This window comes from Thalassococcus arenae (assembly GCF_019104745.1).
GTDB lineage: Bacteria > Pseudomonadota > Alphaproteobacteria > Rhodobacterales > Rhodobacteraceae > Thalassococcus_B > Thalassococcus_B arenae.
On record NZ_JAHRWL010000001.1, the window covers coordinates 272,633 to 287,304 of the forward strand.

A 14,672-nucleotide genomic window follows, 5' to 3' on the forward strand; every position below is an offset into this window, starting at 1 on the left:
ATGTCGGATGAATTCGAGGTCTTCGTCACCGCTGACGAAGCATTTCCGGCTTTCGAGCGCGCCGTTCTGTCGGCGCAAAGGTCGGTGGTCGCGGGATTTCGCATTTTCGACATGACGACGCGGCTGCGCAGCGCCGAAGCCCGCGCCATCGGAGAGACGTGGTTCGATCTGCTGGCGCATGTCATCCGGCGCGGTGTGGCCTTTGACCTGACCGTCAGCGATTTCGATCCGGTCATGGCGACGGAACTGCACCGTCGGGCCTGGACCACGGTCCGGCAGGGCGCCGCGCTGGCCGAGATCGCCGATGCAGCGCCTGGCCGTGTCGCGGTTCGTGCGCATATGCATCCCGCCCGTGCCGGCCTTTTGCCCCGCCTTGCCTTCCTGCCGCTGGTGCTGCGACGGCGCGGCAAGGCCGTTCGCGAGATGCCGCAGGCCGCCCTGTCCCGCGAGGCCATCGGTTTGCAAGACGCGTCGCCACCGGATCTCTGTCCGGTCTCGCACCACCAGAAAGTCGCCGTGATCGACGACCGCGTCCTGTATGTCGGGGGGCTGGATCTGAACGATCGGCGCTACGACACACCCGATCACGACCGGCCCTCGCGGGAAACCTGGTCCGATGTCCAGGTCATCGCCACGGGCAAGGCCGCGCGCGAAGCGCGCCGGCATCTCGACACCATGGCTCGGGTAACCGCAGGCGAAATCGATCCACCTCCGTTCCGACGATTGAAACGAACGCTGTCGGTGCCGCGTCGGATGCAATTTCCCTTCGTTTCGCCGCGCACCGTACTGAACGAAATCGAACAGGCGCATCTGCAGGCTTTCGCCGAGGCGCGCCATCTCATCCACATCGAAACGCAATTCTTCCGGTCTCGGCGCATCGCGGATGGTCTGGCGGAGGCGGCCGCGCGCAATCGCGATCTTTCCGCGCTCGTGATCCTGCCCGGAGCCCCCGACGAACTGGTGCATGACGGCAAGACCGGCCTGGACATGCGGTTCGGTCTGTCGCGCGCTCAGGATGCGATCGGAACGGTGCGGGATGCGATGGGCGAACGTGCCCTCTTTGCCGTTCCCGTGCGCCCGATCCTTGCCGCGCGCTGCGATCTTGCGACACTCGCCGGATCGCCGATGATCCATGTGCACAACAAGGTGCTCGTGCAGGACGACGACCTTGTGCTGATCGGCTCTGCCAACTTGAACGGACGGGCCCTGCGATGGGACACCGAACTTGCGGTGGATACACGCGCGCCATCCCAGGTCGCGGCTGCGCGCGCCAAGCTTCTGTCGCATTGGTGGTTCGCCCCGCTGCCCGCCGAGGCCCGCGCGCCCGAAACGCTGTTGGCATGGTGGCGCCGCGAAATCACCCGAAACGCGGTGCATCGGCCCGAAAACCGCAGCGGATTCCTGGTGCCCTTCGATGCTGGCAAGACCCGCGATATCGCCCAGCCCCTGCCCGGCGTGACCGAAGACATCGTCTGAGAAGATCGGGAACCCAGGGCGCCGGTCCGGCGTTTCCTAGCTGACCCGACCCGAGGACGCCCCGAATGACGCACGGCCGCAACGCGACACATCCGCAAGAGATCCCGGCACGGGGTTGGCTGGACGTGGCGCGCCGCGTCTGGGCGCGGCAGAGCAAGGTCAATCTCGGTCTTCTGGCCGCCGGCATCGCCTTTTACGGCCTTCTGTCGCTGTTCCCCGGGCTCACCGCGCTGGTCGCGATCACCGGGCTGGTTTTCGACAGCAGCCTTCTGATCGACCATTCCCAGACCATCGCCGCGGTCCTGCCCGAAAGCGCGCGCGAACTCGTGCTGGGACAACTGCGCGAGGTCCTCGGCGGGGATGCGGCGTCTCTGACATTGGCGGCCCTGTTCACTCTTGCGGTATCGCTGTTTTCGGCGTCGCGCGCGGTGGGCAACCTGATCGCCGGGCTGAACGTGGTCTATGAGGAAAACGAGACACGCGGCATCATCGCTCTGACAGGGCTCAATATCGTGCTGACGGTATCGCTGGTTCTGGCCTTCCTGGTGTCGCTTCTGGCCATCGCCGCCTTGCCCGTCCTGGCTGGGTGGCTCGGTGCGCTTGTGCCCGGCGATCTGATCCTCATGGTGCGCTGGCCGATCCTGCTGGCCATCGCTGCCACGGGTATCGCGGTGCTGTACCGGTTCGGGCCGGACAGGCGGGCGGCGAAATGGCGCTGGCTGTCCCCCGGAGCAACGCTGGCCTGCCTTTTGTGGGTCGCGGGCAGCTTGGGGTTCAACGTCTACGTCCAGACCTTCGGATCGTACAACGAAACCTTCGGCGCCCTGGGCGGCGTGATCGTTCTGCTGACCTGGCTGTGGCTGTCGGCCTTCATCCTGCTGCTTGGTGCGCTTGTGGATGCCGAACTCGAAGCGCAAACCGCCCGGGACAGCACTATCGGACCGGACCGCCCGATGGGCCAGCGTGGAGCGGTAAAGGCCGACACCGTCGCACACGGACCCAGCCGAGATCGGATCGGTCCGCCGTCAGAGGTGCGTGGCCATGGCAGCTGATCCGCGGCCGTCGCACAGCCACCATCGGCAGCTTTCCCGTGATGTGTCACGGGGCCGATCCGTTTTCGAATTTCAACCGGCGCAACGCGGCACTGCGCGCATGCAGGCCTGACCGCGATGCGCCCCAACACAGGAGGCAACGCCATGGCTGATCGCCATCGATCCAAGGACGGTCGTCAAGAGACCAGGGAGATGCACGGAGAACCGGGAACCGCCGGGCAGCAAGGCCGCGAGGGCGGTCGCCTGGCGCGGTCGTTGGGCACCAAGGACGAATTGAAACGCGCCCATGAACGTCCCGCCGGGGCGACCCGCGTCACGAAATCCATGGAAAAGGACAAGGAAGATCGCAATGGCTGACGGCATTCCGCATCGCGCATGGGTCCTGGTCGCGGACGGCGAAAAGGCGCTGTTTCTCGTCAACAAGGGCGATGGCGAACATCTGCATCTGGTGGTTCGCGACAAGCAGGAACAGGACAACCCGAAGGCACAGGATTGGGCCGCCAACCGGCCGGGACGTTTCAACGATGGCCCCGGCGTGCAGCGCTCGGCCGTGGACGATACCGACTGGCACGAACTGGAAAAGGAGCGGTTCGCCAAGACCATCGCCGACGATCTCTATCAGGCCGCCCATGCCGGGCGGTTCGACGCTCTGGTCATCGCCGCCAGCCGACCCGTCCTCAGCGCTCTGCGCAAGGAGATGCATGTCAGCGTCGAGGAAAAGCTGCTGTTCGACGTGCCCAAGGTGCTGACCAACATGCCGCTGGACGAAATCGAACAGGCGATCCTGCGGGCCACCCGGGATGCCGCGTGACGCCGGAACCGAATGCCGCGCGGCGCGTTGATTCGACATCACGGCTGGGAAACATCCCGCGCCGACACACCGACGACAGGAGCAAAGCAGATGGACAAGGACCGCATCGAAGGCAAATGGACCGAGATCAAGGGCAAGCTTCGCGAAGCCTATGGCGATCTGACCGACGACGATCTCGAGGAGGCCAAGGGCGACCGCGAGCAATTGGAAGGCAAGCTGCAGCAGAAGCTGGGCAAGTCCAAGGACGATATCCGCAGCACCGTCGACCGCATCCTCGAGGGTATCTGACCGTGGCCCGCTTTCCCGAAGACGCAAAGCAAGCCGCCTCGCAGATGTGGCGGCGTCTGCAAGACACGCGCGCGGGCATGTTGTGGATCACCGGCAGTGACCAGCACCCGCAGCCGATGACCCATTTCGCCGACGAGGAGTCGGAGGCGATCTGGTTCATCACGGCCGCGGACACCGATCTGGTGGCTGCGCTTGGACCCGGGTCGGAGGCGTCCTTTGTCTACCAGTCCGAAAAGGGCGACTATCACGCCTCGATCCGCGGGCCTCTGGTGATCTATCACAGCGACGAAAAGCTCGACGAGCTTTGGAGCACACCCGTCGCCGCCTGGTTCGAGCAGGGTCGGGACGACCCCCGCGTTACACTGCTGAGGATGACCCCGCGCGAGGCCGCGGTCTGGGCGTCGGACAGCAACCCGGTCCGCGTCGGGTTGAAGATGATGAACGCCGCCATGCGTGACGGCGTGGCCGAACCCGATATCGGTGTTCACCGGATCATCGATTTCGCGCAGGCCGCCTGACGCCTCGCGCCTTTCAGTGCGCTGACGATTGCAAGCGCCGGCCCCACGGGGCCGGCGCTTGGTTCGTTCCGCTGGTATGACGGGCAGCAGCTGGCATCACGGGGTGGCCACGCCCGATCGCGCCAGCCGCAGCACCGCCGAAAGCAGCAGCGCCGCCGAAAGCACGCAAGCCAGTGTTCGGACGGTGTTCCACAAGGTCCAACGGGGCAGATAGGTGCCCGACCAGTATTCATGCGCGTCGGGGCCAGTGGCGTCCATTCGGGACAGGGCGTCGTTCATCGGCACGTTGACGGCGACGGTCACACCGAAACAGCCGACAAGATAGCTCAGGCCGGCCGCCGTCATCAGCACACCCGCGCCGCCATCGACAAGGATGCCGCCATATCCGGCGATCAGCAACGACACCGGCGCAAGGCCCAGAAACAGCGCCATGAAGACCCAGCGGAAAACCTCGCGGTTGATGACCTGCATGGCATCGATACCGCCGGAACCGCCGGTCCGCGCCAGGGACCGCATGAGAAAATCCGAAAAGGCCAGGAACACGCCTCCGACCAGGGCATAGGCCAGGATGCAGAACTGCAGGAAAAGGAAAAGGATCGGGGACATGGGTTCGACTCCTCGGGCATGCAACAGCGCCGGGATCGCATCCATCCCGGCGCTTGGGGTTCAGGCCGCGTTTGCCCAGGCGCCCGATGCGGCGGCACCCCGGGCATAGTCGGCGAAATCGCGCGGCGGACGGCCCAGGGCGCGCTGGACGCCATCGCAGACATGCGCGTTGCGACCGTCCAGCGTTTCGCGGGCAATGGCGGTGAACACATCGGCCACGAAAGGGCCTCCTGCTTCGGCCACATTGGCGTGGAAATCCTCGAAGCTGATGGGGATGTGGCGGATCCGCCGTCCGATAGCCTGTGACAGCGTTTCGGCCATGTCGGCAAAGCCCATCAGCCGCGGCCCGGTCACCTCGTAAAGCGCACCCCTGTGGCCATCCTCGGCAAGCGCGGTGACCGCCACTTCGGCGATGTCGTCGATGTCGATGATCGGTTCCCGGATCGCACCGCCCGGCATCGGCAGAACGCCCGAGAGGATCGGATCGCGCAAATAACCTTCGCTGAAATTCTGCGCGAACCATGACGCCCGGACGAGGGTAAAGTCGATGCCCGAATTGCGCACGACCTCTTCGCCCAGCCGGGCATGGTGCTCGCCACGCCCCGACAGCAGGACAATGTGATCGAGACCGGCCGTCTTGGCGGCTTCGCAAAGCCCGGCGACCTTGTCGACGGCTCCCGGGAAGGCCAGATCGGGGTAGTATGTGACATAGGCTTTCGACACACCGGACAATGCGGGCATCCAGGTTTCCGGCACTTCCCAGTCGAACGGGATCGCGGCGCCGCGCGTGCCACGGCGTACCGGCAGCCCGCGTGCCTCAAGTCCTGCGACGACGCGTGAACCGGTCTTGCCTGTTGCACCGATGACGAGGATGGGGTCGGTTTTCATGGTCTTTCTCCTTGGCTGGGATCGTTGACCAAGGGATAGCCGGCGCGGCGGCCTGCGGTATTGACAGCCACTGCCAGCATTTTGACGATCGCCGCCAATCCTGCGTCAGGGGTCGATCCGGCCCCTGCGATAGCTGGCAGGCGTGTCGCCGACCCAGCGTTTGAACGCGCGGGTGAACGCGCTTTGTTCCGAAAAGCCGGTCAGAAAGGCGATCTCGGCCAAGGAATAGCGGTCGTCTCGCAACATGCCTTCGGCCAATTCGCGGCGGGTTTGTTCGGTCAGCGTCTGAAATCGGAGACCGCGTTCGGCCAATCGCCTGTGTAGCGAACGCGCGCTCAACCCCAGGTCTCGGGCGATGTCGGCCATTTTCGGCAGCCCGGCGCTGAGTGACCGGGCGATCGCATCCTTGGTCCGGGTTTCGAGCGTTTCGGCGCCTTCGATCTCGGACAGTTCGGCATCCAGATGGGTCAAGAGAAACCGTGTTATCCCGCGATCCCCCAGAGCGTTCCGCTGCGCCAGTGACTCGTCCGCCACGCGCAGTGCATCAAGTTCGGCACCAAAGCGCACGGGACATCCGAAATAGGCCTCGTGTGCTGCGGTTTCGGCCGGTCCGGCATGGCGCAGCAGAACCTCGGCAGGCGCGAACCGCGCGGGCGATACTTGCCGGGCCAGCGACACCGCGCTGGCCAGCGTGGCCTCGTTCGACAACCGCATCCCCAGCCGTCGCGGGCCGTCGCGATTGAGGATGAACAGCACCGTTCCGTCACCGGGCCGAAGCTCGTACTCGACGACGCTGGTCCACAACCGCGCATAGCGTTCCACCCGCCGGAACGAGCCGAGCAGATCGGGCGCGGCCTTCCAGGCCAGACCCAGGGCGCCGTATTCGTCGCAACGCATCGACGCCCCGCATCGAAGCGGAAGATCGGTCACGTCGGTTTCGTCCGCGATCCGTTCGAGCATACCGTAGTAATCGGTGTCCCGGACCATGACCTTCGGGTCGCAGGGTGCGCATGGATCCAGACCGATTGCCGAGAGATGCGCATCGCCGTCCACCGCACTGCCCGCGGCGGCCACCATCTTTCGCGCGAAAAGCGACGTGATCAAACCCATGACCGGAACGATAAGCGTGGATGCGGGCGCGACCAAGGGGCCGCGCCCGAATGCAGGTGGACGGATCGGGCTGTTGCCTTACTCAGCCGCGATCTTGAGCGCGGCGCGTTCCGACGCCGCGGCACAGGCGGTGCCCGCCGTCTCGGCCAAGCCGCGGCGGCGATGGATCAACGCGAAAACGGGCGGAGTGAAGTAGAACGACACGACGGTCGACAGAAGAACACCACCGGCAATCGCGACCGCGAAAGGCGGCCAGAAGGCACCGCCCCCCAGGATCAGCGGGAGAAAACCTCCGAAAGTCGTGATCGTCGTCGACACGATGTGCCGGCTGGATCCCGTGACCACGCGGGCCATGGCGTTGCGATCCCCGGCGCTGGCCTGCGGATCCTGCTGCAAGGCGGTAAGAATGATGATGGCCGCGTTGATCGATACGCCGATCGAGCCGATCACCCCGATGATCGCCTGGATGCCGAACGGAAATTGCAGCACGGCCAGCGCCAGCATCGACAGCCCGGCCGACAGCGCACAGACCAGCAGCGCGACCAGGGTCAGGCGGAACGAATTGAACGTCAGCGCGATCGTGGCGATGGTCAGCGTCACGATCAGCCCGACCGACGCCAGCAGGTTCCCGACCGTGTTCGACCGGGCGTCGCTGTCGCCGCCCAGTTCCAGCGTATAGCCCGCGGGCAGCGTGAAACCGGTGTGCTCGAGTGCGGCCAGAACGTCTTGCAGCGCCTCTTCGGGCAGCACGCCCGGGACGATGAAAGCCTGGATGGTGTTTTCGCGGATCCCGTTGTTGCGGGTGATGACACTTTCGGCCGGTTCGATCACCGGCTGCGCCAGTTCCGACAGCGGAACCGCCGGAAAGGCTCCGGTGGCGGAAACCGCCGCCGCGTCCGGCAGAAGGATCGGCATGTCCGAAATCGCCCGCAGATCGCCGCGCATTCCGTCGCCCATCCGCACGCGCACCGGAAGTTGTTCGGTACCTTCGACCAGCGACCCGCCGGTCAGTCCGACCAGCGCAGTGTTCATCTGCGCCGCCACATCCGTGACGTCCAGCCCAAGCAATCGCGCCTTGACCTCGTCGATCTGGAACCGGATCTGCGGGGCACCGCCGTTGACCGTGGCGCGGGCCTGGGTCACGAGTTCCAGGTCGGCCATGACCGCCCGCACGTCGTCGCCAAGCCGGCGCAAGGTTGCGATGTCCTGGCCCTTGATCTTGATTTCCACCGGGGCATCGACCGGCGGGCCCTGCACCAGCCCGCGCACGATGACCTGGGCGTCGGGGAAGCGCATGTCGAATTGCGTCTGCAATGCGCTGACAAGACGCGCGGCATCGGCATCTGTGCGGGTCGTGACCATCGCCTGGCCGAAACCCGGTTCCTGCGACCGGCTGCCGACGATGTTGTAGTAGAAGGCAGGGCCGGACCGCCCGACCGTCCAGTAGACGCTGTCGACACCGTCATCGGCACGGATCACGGCATCCATTTGTTCGACGACCGCGGTTGTCCTGGCCAAGGCCGTACCAGGTGCCATGTCGACCTCGATATAGAACTGGTTGCGCTCGACGCCGGGAAAGAACTGGGCGGTGAGCGTCGGAAAGGCCGCAAAGCCCATGACGGGCAGGACAAGCGACAAAGCGATGGCGCGAAACGGGTTTCCCACGGCAAGGCGGATCGACGCCTCGAACAGGCGCCCGAGAGCCGGGATCGAAACACCCCGGCTCAGGAAACCGCTCTTGTCCGCGGTCGGCAGCACCCACCCCGCCAGCGCCGGCGTCACGGTCAGCGCAACCACGAAGGACCACGCCAGCATAAGCACGACGGCGATGGCGATGGACCCGACGAAATCCCCGGCCGGCCCGGGCAGCAGGATCATCGGCGTGAAGGCAAGCGCGGTGGTGACGGTCGACGCCAGAAGCGGTGCGAACAGGCGCCGGACGGCGTCGCGCACGGCATCCGGACGGTCCATCCCTTCCTGCAACCGGCGGCGCACCTCGTCGGTCATGACGATGGCCGCGTCGACCAGAAGGCCAAGCGCCACGATCAGCCCGGTCACCGACATCTGGTGGATCGGAAGGCCGATGAAGTTCATCGAAGCCAGCGTGCCAAGCGACACAACAGGCAGCACAAGAGCAACGATCGCGGCTGCCCGGATTCCAAGCGTCACGAAAAGCACGAGCACCACGAGACCGACCCCGATCGCCATGTTCAGTCCGACATCGGACAAGCGGTCAAGCGTGTAGACACTCTGGTCGAACAGCAGGGTTTCCTCGATCCCGAGCGGAATCTCGTCTCGCCCTGCCGCGAGTTCGTCGCGGACGAACGACATCCAGCGGTCGATCTGAACGCCGTCCTGCGCAAGAACGCCCAGCAGGATCGCGGGTTTGCCATTGGCGATGGCCAGTTCGGCGGCCGGATCACGCGGCCCACGATCGATCCGGGCGATGTCGCCCAGCGTGACCGTACTGCCAAGCGTGTTTTCACGCAGCACGACCTGGCGCAAGCGATCCAGGCTCCGGATCTCGCCGGTCACGGTGATCGACAGATCGACACCGCCTTGCAGGCGACCCGATTGCACCTTTCCGTCCGCTTGCGTGATCCGGTCCGAAATCTCTGCCGCCGTCAGGCCAAGGGCGGCGGCACGCACCGGATCGACGCTGACCAACACTTCTTCCTCGGGCGTGCCGAAGAAATCGACCGCGCGGGTCGACGGGATCGAACGCAGCCGGTCGCCCAGGGCCTCGGCATGTCGCGACAGGATCGTCAGCGGCATCTCGGCCTGCGTGGACGTGATCGCGATCACCGCCGAATAGGCTGAAATGCCCTCGGCATCGAAATTCGGCGCCAGCACCCCGGCAGGAAAGCTGCGCCGGGCGTCTTCGACGGCGTCACGCGCTTCGGACCAGACCTGCTCGATGGTGGCTTCGTCCAGCGTTTCCTGCAACTCCACCGATACCACGGACACGCCCGTTCGAGACACCGAAGACACGGTGTCGATCTCGGCGATGCTGCGCAATTCCTCCTCGATCTCGGCGGTGACCAGCGCTTCGACGCGTTCGGGGTCGGCGCCCGGGAACTGGGTGGTGATGGTGGCGAAAAGATTGGTGATCGTGGGATCTTCTTGCCGTCCCAGCGACAACAGGGAAGACAACCCCGCCGAGACCATCACCAGGATGATCAGGGCGACAAGGCGCGGTTGGCGGAACGTCAGAGTTTCCATGTCCCCTCTCCCTTCAACGCGCGTCGCCGAGGGTGACCCGCTGGCCGACCGTGACCCGCTGAGGGCCGTCTTTCACCAGCACGGTTCCTTCCGGCAGGGCGGCACGGACGAAGACACGGTCGCTTTCGGCATGCAGCACCTCGACCGGGGCGGCGCGCACGATCTGACCGGCATCGACGGTAAGGATCGTCCATTGCCCGCGCACGCCTTCCTTGAGGCTGGTCGTCGGCAGCCACAACCCGCGCGCCTCGACGGTTTCCGTTACCAGCACCCGCGCCGTCCGACCGAATGTCGGCGCCGCGTCGGTATCGATCTCGAAGACCGCGGTGCGGGTGCGTGTGACTGGGTCTATATCGGGGCGCAGCGCGACCAGCGTTGCGGTGTATTCAGTGCCGTCGATGTCGATCTCAGACTTTGCAAGTGCGGCTTCGGTCAGATCCAGGGGCACGCCCACCCGGACCTGGGGGCGGGTCATTTCGACCAGGCCGAAGACGCGCTGCCCGGCGCTCAGGGTCTCTCCGCCATCGGCCAGCCGTTCGGTCACCCGGCCGTCAAAGGGCGCCAGGATCCGGGACTTGGATACCCGGATGTCCACGTCGCGCAACGCGGCGTCCAGTTCGGCGATGCGGGCGCGCAATTCGTCCTGGCGCGAGAGCGCTTCATCCAGACCGGCCTGGCTGGCAAAGCCGCGCTGGCTGAGCGCCGCGTTGCGTTCCACCGTCTGTTCGGCAAAGCGCAGCTGCGCGCGGGCGGCCTCGCGCGATGCTTCTAGGCGGGATCGCTCGGCATGCAGCAACGCAAGGTCCTGGCTGGCCAGAACCGTGCCCTTACGCACCCGGTCGCCTTCGCCGGCATGGATCGCCGCCAGACGCCCGGGCAATTCGAACGACAACGCGACCGTCTTCTGCGGCTCGACCTGGCCGACGAAGGCGCGTTGCACTGCGTATTCTTCCAGGAAAACCGCAGGTGCGGTCGAGACCGGGATCAGAGGCGCGGGATCCGGTGCCGGCGCCGCATCAGCGCGGCGGCCCAGTTCGGATGCACCGAATTGCACGGCGAAAACCGCACCCGCAACGACGGCGAGTGTGGCCACGCCGCGCGAAATCACACGAAAACCCCGTCTGGCGCGGGCTCGGAAACTCGGTTTCGGCATGGCCTGCTGATCGTCTTGCATCGGCGAATCCTCGCAAAGTTAGTCCGTCTAACATAAGTTAGAATGTCTTACTTTGACAAGGGGTACGTGATCTGAAAGAAACTGGATCAAGAAAAAGGCGAAGACCGATGGCGGATGAGTTCGAGGCTGCACGCGCAGAAAAACTGCAGAAAACCGGGTATCACCACGGTGATCTGCGGGCCGGACTGATAGAGGCGACGCGCAGGCTGGTCGAGGAAAAGGGCCCCGACGGTTTTTCGGTGACCGATGCCTGTCGGCTGGCCGGCGTGTCGACCGCGGCCCCCTACAAACACTTCAAGAACAAGACCGAGATGCTGGTGGCGATGGTCATGCAGGGCATGGAACGCCACCGCGACAACATGCTTGCCGCGCTCGAGGGCATTCCGGTCGGGTCGCCGCTGCGCATCAAGGCGCTTGGCAAGGAATATGTCGGATTCGCCCTGCGCGAACCGGGGGTGTTCCGGCTCAAGTTCGGCGGCTTCACCGACCGCCTCGACGACGATCGGCTGAAAGCCGCCGGCGAACAGACCTTTGAAATCGTGCTCAAGGAAGTCGCGCTTTGCATGGGCGAGGACGCCATCACCGACGAGGTGCGCAAGCGCGGCTTCATGCTGTGGAGCTTCGTGCACGGGCTGTCTTTCATCCTGTTCGACAAGGACTTGACCCAGATGGGCGGCGCCGTCGACCTGGACGACCTGCTCGCGGAAATCGCCGAACGCGTCCTGTCGGATTGACCGGCCGCAACCGACCGGGCGGCGATCCGGCGGTCGAACCGGGGCACAATCCCGTTCCGGAAAACCGCGATCTGTGCTACCTTAAGTTGTGATTTTAGATGCAGATGCGCACGAATTGGCGCAGGTGGTGGGCCTTGCTTGATTGGATTCGCAGACAGATCGTTCGCCACCGTGCCTTTGCCGGCGCCCTGCCGCTTGGCTTGATCGCCGGGCTGGTCATCGCCGTCTTTCCGGCCTCGCAAACCGCGGCCGATCCCCTTGAACGGATAAGCGTTTCGGCCTTCGGAGAAGAGGCCGACGGCCCAAGCGCACATGCGGTGGTATCCGACAATGGTCGCTACGTGGTGTTTGCCTCTGCCGCCACCAACCTGGTCGAGGGCGACGTCAACGGCTTTCCCGACGTGTTTCTCAAGGACCGCCTGACCGGCGAGGTCGAATTGATCAGCGTCGCCGATGACGGCACCCAGGGCAACGACTGGAGCGGCGCGTCGTTTTCTTTCGAGACCGAATTCAAACGCATGGATGTCAGCCCCGACGGGCGGTTCGTGGTATTCACCGCAGCAGCCGACAACCTCGTGGTCGGCGAAGTGCTGGTCGGATTGGACCACGTCTATTTGCGCGACCGCCAAGCCGGCACGACCGAAGTCGTCAATTTCGACGCCAACGGCGTACCATCGGGGTCTTTCGTCGGCGACTACATGGCGGTCAGCGATGACGGCAATCGCGTAGTCTACATGTCTCCGGATGAAACCCACGATACCGGAGACGACGTTATTTTCGTGGATGTCTTCGTCTATGACCGGACGACCCAGACGACGGAACTGGTCACCGTCAATTCGGACGGCGAACAGGCCGCCCCCGGTGGCGAGAACAATGACAACAACGCCTCGCATGCCGATATCAGCGGCGACGGGCGTTTCGTGGTGTTCCAGACCCGCGCGCCGAACCTGGTGCCGGACGACACCAATGACTTGAGAGACGTGTTCATCCGGGATCTCGACGCCGGGACGACCGAACGGGTCAGCGTCGCCCTGGGCGGCGGCGATGCCAACGGGATCAGCGAACTGGGCGCGCTGGAACCCGACGGGCGCTTTGTCGCCTTCACCTCGACGGCCGACAACATCGTCGCGGGCACACCGATGGAGACCATCGGCATCTACCTGCGTGATCTTCAGGCCGGCACGACGGAACGCGTCAACGACATGCTCAACTTCTGGGAAGAAGGTCAGCCGGGCCGCCAGATCCTGTTCCATGGCAAGGGCCTGTCCGATGACGCCCGGTTCCTGGTCTTCCGCTCCGGGCTGGAAGGACTGACCGGAAACGACACCAACGGATTGACCGACGTCTTCCGGCTGGAACGGAATACGGGCGAAATCACTTTGCTGAGCGAGAACACCGCCGGCGTCGCCCCCGATACCGAAACGCGCCGCGTGTCGATCAGCGAGGACAGCCGTGTCAGCGTGTTTTCCAGCGAAGCGGCCGACCTGGTCGAAGGCGACACCAACCGCGTTTCCGACGTCTTTGCGACGGGCGACATTCTGCCCCCGGCCCATCCCTACGAATACGCCACGAAAGTGGTTTGCGGCGTGCAGGACGACCCGGCCGACCTGCGGCTGGCGCCCGGCACCTATGCGACCGCCATCAACGTCCACAGCCCCAAGGATCCGGTCGCGACCTTCTCGAAAAAGCTTGCCCTGTCGGTGCCGCCGGGGGGCCAGTCGCCGGGCGAGATCCTTCCAATCGCGGTTCACGAAATCGGCTATGACGAGGTGATCGTCATCGACTGCATGGACCTGCGCAACCGGCTGTTTCCCGACGGCTTTCCCAGCCCAGACGACAGCACCGGCGCCTATATCGAAGGATACCTTGTAATCGAAAGCAGCGCCCCGCTGGATGTCACCGCGGTCTACACGACGGCCACGGTCGCCGGGGACAGCGGCGAACTGCACAGCAGCATAGACGTCGAACAGGTGCCCGAACGCAAACGCGAGTCGGACCTGAGCGTGACCAAAAGCGCGCTGGTGATCCCCTTCGGCCGGTTCAGCGACACGACCCAGCTTTGGGGCGCGATCTACAACATCAGCGTCAACAATGCCGGGCCCGACACCGCACCGGGGGTGCTGTTGCGCGACGATCTGACCGCCGACGTCACCGGCGGGATCGCCGCAATCCTCATCGACTTTCCGGGGATCGTCGTGCCCCCGGGCGCGGTCGTCACGGACGCCCAGTTCATCAACATCCTGCATTCGACCTTTTCGGTCGACCTGGGCGATCTCGGACCGGGCGAGACTGCCAACGTCATCTTCGGCGCCTTCGTCATCAGCGTGAGTTTCCCGGGCGTCGATCCGACACTGACCATCACCGACCGGGCGGCCGTGTCGAGCCTGGGGATCGATCCGTCACCCGCCGACAATGTCGATATCGTGGAAACGGTGCTGCTGCCATGACACGCCCAAGCGAACGCGGAGGACCGAAAATGCACAGCCTGATCCGGGCGCTTGCGACCGTCATCGTGGTTCTTGTCGCACAACCCGCCCTGCCCCAGGCCGCCGACGCCAACCGGCAAGTCACCCGGCCGCCCGACAAGGCGCCGAACTGCGAGACGACACGGCGCGACGTGATGGTCGCCCTGCGCCGGGCGACCGAGGGTCGCGAGCCAAGCCCGGACGATCCCAAACGGCTCGGGGAAATCTCGGAACAGGTCGCGAAAAGCGCGGCATTCCGGGCGTTCGTCGCCTGCTACGCTCAGCGATGATCGCGCGCAGTTCCGGGCCCGTCGCGCAACGGGCCCGG

The 14,672-nt window shown here is 65.1% G+C and carries 14 protein-coding genes; 9 read left to right on the forward strand and 5 right to left on the reverse strand.

The features are described from left to right. The 6 genes from KUH32_RS01350 (at position 1) to KUH32_RS01375 (ending at position 4,145) form a co-directional block, all read left to right on the forward strand. Complete coding sequence (locus KUH32_RS01350; RefSeq protein WP_217776272.1) at positions 1-1,476, forward strand: phospholipase D family protein; 1,476 nt, start codon at positions 1-3, stop codon at positions 1,474-1,476. A 65-nt stretch (positions 1,477-1,541) separates the two neighbouring features. Continuing rightward, positions 1,542-2,528: a YihY/virulence factor BrkB family protein gene (locus KUH32_RS01355; RefSeq protein WP_217776273.1), complete on the forward strand. Its 987-nt coding sequence runs from the start codon at positions 1,542-1,544 to the stop codon at positions 2,526-2,528. 144 nt (positions 2,529-2,672) lie between these two features. After that, positions 2,673-2,885 (forward strand): hypothetical protein, encoded by a 213-nt coding sequence (locus KUH32_RS01360; RefSeq protein ID WP_217776274.1) that lies wholly within the window; start codon positions 2,673-2,675, stop codon positions 2,883-2,885. After that, positions 2,878-3,339 (forward strand): baeRF12 domain-containing protein, encoded by a 462-nt coding sequence (locus KUH32_RS01365; RefSeq protein WP_217776275.1) that lies wholly within the window; start codon positions 2,878-2,880, stop codon positions 3,337-3,339. Before KUH32_RS01360 ends, KUH32_RS01365 begins: the two co-directional genes overlap by 8 nt. A gap of 90 nt (positions 3,340-3,429) precedes the next feature. Continuing rightward, a complete protein-coding gene (locus tag KUH32_RS01370; RefSeq protein ID WP_217776276.1) occupies positions 3,430-3,627 on the forward strand; it encodes a CsbD family protein in 198 nt (65 codons plus the stop codon). A 2-nt stretch (positions 3,628-3,629) separates the two neighbouring features. Then, complete coding sequence (locus KUH32_RS01375) at positions 3,630-4,145, forward strand: pyridoxamine 5'-phosphate oxidase family protein (protein WP_348541067.1); 516 nt, start codon at positions 3,630-3,632, stop codon at positions 4,143-4,145. Between the two features lie 96 nt (positions 4,146-4,241). On the opposite strand, the gene KUH32_RS01380 is transcribed toward KUH32_RS01375, so the two are convergent. The 5 genes from KUH32_RS01380 to KUH32_RS01400 form a co-directional block, all read right to left on the reverse strand. After that, entirely contained in the window at positions 4,242-4,751 is a 510-nt protein-coding gene (locus tag KUH32_RS01380) for an anthrone oxygenase family protein (protein WP_217776277.1), read from the reverse strand. Positions 4,752-4,811: 60 nt separating this feature from the next. Next, positions 4,812-5,639 carry a Rossmann-fold NAD(P)-binding domain-containing protein gene (locus KUH32_RS01385; protein WP_217776278.1) on the reverse strand — a complete coding sequence of 276 codons (828 nt, stop codon included), beginning with the start codon at positions 5,637-5,639 and terminating at the stop codon, positions 4,812-4,814. 105 nt (positions 5,640-5,744) lie between these two features. Further along, positions 5,745-6,749, reverse strand: coding sequence for an AraC family transcriptional regulator (locus tag KUH32_RS01390; RefSeq protein WP_217776279.1), 1,005 nt, complete (start codon positions 6,747-6,749; stop codon positions 5,745-5,747). Positions 6,750-6,827: 78 nt separating this feature from the next. Continuing rightward, positions 6,828-9,971: an efflux RND transporter permease subunit gene (locus tag KUH32_RS01395; protein ID WP_217776280.1), complete on the reverse strand. Its 3,144-nt coding sequence runs from the start codon at positions 9,969-9,971 to the stop codon at positions 6,828-6,830. 13 nt (positions 9,972-9,984) lie between these two features. Then, positions 9,985-11,145, reverse strand: coding sequence for an efflux RND transporter periplasmic adaptor subunit (locus tag KUH32_RS01400; protein ID WP_217776281.1), 1,161 nt, complete (start codon positions 11,143-11,145; stop codon positions 9,985-9,987). Positions 11,146-11,252: 107 nt separating this feature from the next. Between KUH32_RS01400 and KUH32_RS01405 the strand changes: the two genes are divergently transcribed. From KUH32_RS01405 to KUH32_RS01415, 3 genes are all read left to right on the forward strand, one after another. Then, the gene (locus KUH32_RS01405; RefSeq protein ID WP_217776282.1) at positions 11,253-11,879 is read left to right on the forward strand and encodes a TetR/AcrR family transcriptional regulator; all 627 of its coding nucleotides are present in this window, start codon (positions 11,253-11,255) and stop codon (positions 11,877-11,879) included. A gap of 134 nt (positions 11,880-12,013) precedes the next feature. Beyond that, complete coding sequence (locus tag KUH32_RS01410) at positions 12,014-14,326, forward strand: DUF11 domain-containing protein (protein WP_217776283.1); 2,313 nt, start codon at positions 12,014-12,016, stop codon at positions 14,324-14,326. 29 nt (positions 14,327-14,355) lie between these two features. Next, positions 14,356-14,634, forward strand: a complete 279-nt coding sequence (locus KUH32_RS01415) for a hypothetical protein (protein ID WP_217776284.1) — start codon at positions 14,356-14,358, stop codon at positions 14,632-14,634. The last annotated feature ends 38 nt before the right edge of the window (positions 14,635-14,672 follow it).

What these genes read in the sequence shown, in the direction of transcription:
- KUH32_RS01390 (WP_217776279.1), bottom strand. Translation starts at nt 6,749, where the DNA reads ATGGGTTTGATCACGTCGCTTTTCGCGCGAAAGATGGTGGCCGCCGCG.
- KUH32_RS01405 (WP_217776282.1), top strand. Translation starts at nt 11,253, where the DNA reads ATGGCGGATGAGTTCGAGGCTGCACGCGCAGAAAAACTGCAGAAAACC.
- KUH32_RS01395 (WP_217776280.1), bottom strand. Translation starts at nt 9,971, where the DNA reads ATGGAAACTCTGACGTTCCGCCAACCGCGCCTTGTCGCCCTGATCATC.
- KUH32_RS01380 (WP_217776277.1), bottom strand. Translation starts at nt 4,751, where the DNA reads ATGTCCCCGATCCTTTTCCTTTTCCTGCAGTTCTGCATCCTGGCCTAT.
- KUH32_RS01400 (WP_217776281.1), bottom strand. Translation starts at nt 11,145, where the DNA reads ATGCAAGACGATCAGCAGGCCATGCCGAAACCGAGTTTCCGAGCCCGC.
- KUH32_RS01350 (WP_217776272.1), top strand. Translation starts at nt 1, where the DNA reads ATGTCGGATGAATTCGAGGTCTTCGTCACCGCTGACGAAGCATTTCCG.
- KUH32_RS01355 (WP_217776273.1), top strand. Translation starts at nt 1,542, where the DNA reads ATGACGCACGGCCGCAACGCGACACATCCGCAAGAGATCCCGGCACGG.
- KUH32_RS01365 (WP_217776275.1), top strand. Translation starts at nt 2,878, where the DNA reads ATGGCTGACGGCATTCCGCATCGCGCATGGGTCCTGGTCGCGGACGGC.
- KUH32_RS01360 (WP_217776274.1), top strand. Translation starts at nt 2,673, where the DNA reads ATGGCTGATCGCCATCGATCCAAGGACGGTCGTCAAGAGACCAGGGAG.
- KUH32_RS01385 (WP_217776278.1), bottom strand. Translation starts at nt 5,639, where the DNA reads ATGAAAACCGACCCCATCCTCGTCATCGGTGCAACAGGCAAGACCGGT.
- KUH32_RS01370 (WP_217776276.1), top strand. Translation starts at nt 3,430, where the DNA reads ATGGACAAGGACCGCATCGAAGGCAAATGGACCGAGATCAAGGGCAAG.
- KUH32_RS01415 (WP_217776284.1), top strand. Translation starts at nt 14,356, where the DNA reads ATGCACAGCCTGATCCGGGCGCTTGCGACCGTCATCGTGGTTCTTGTC.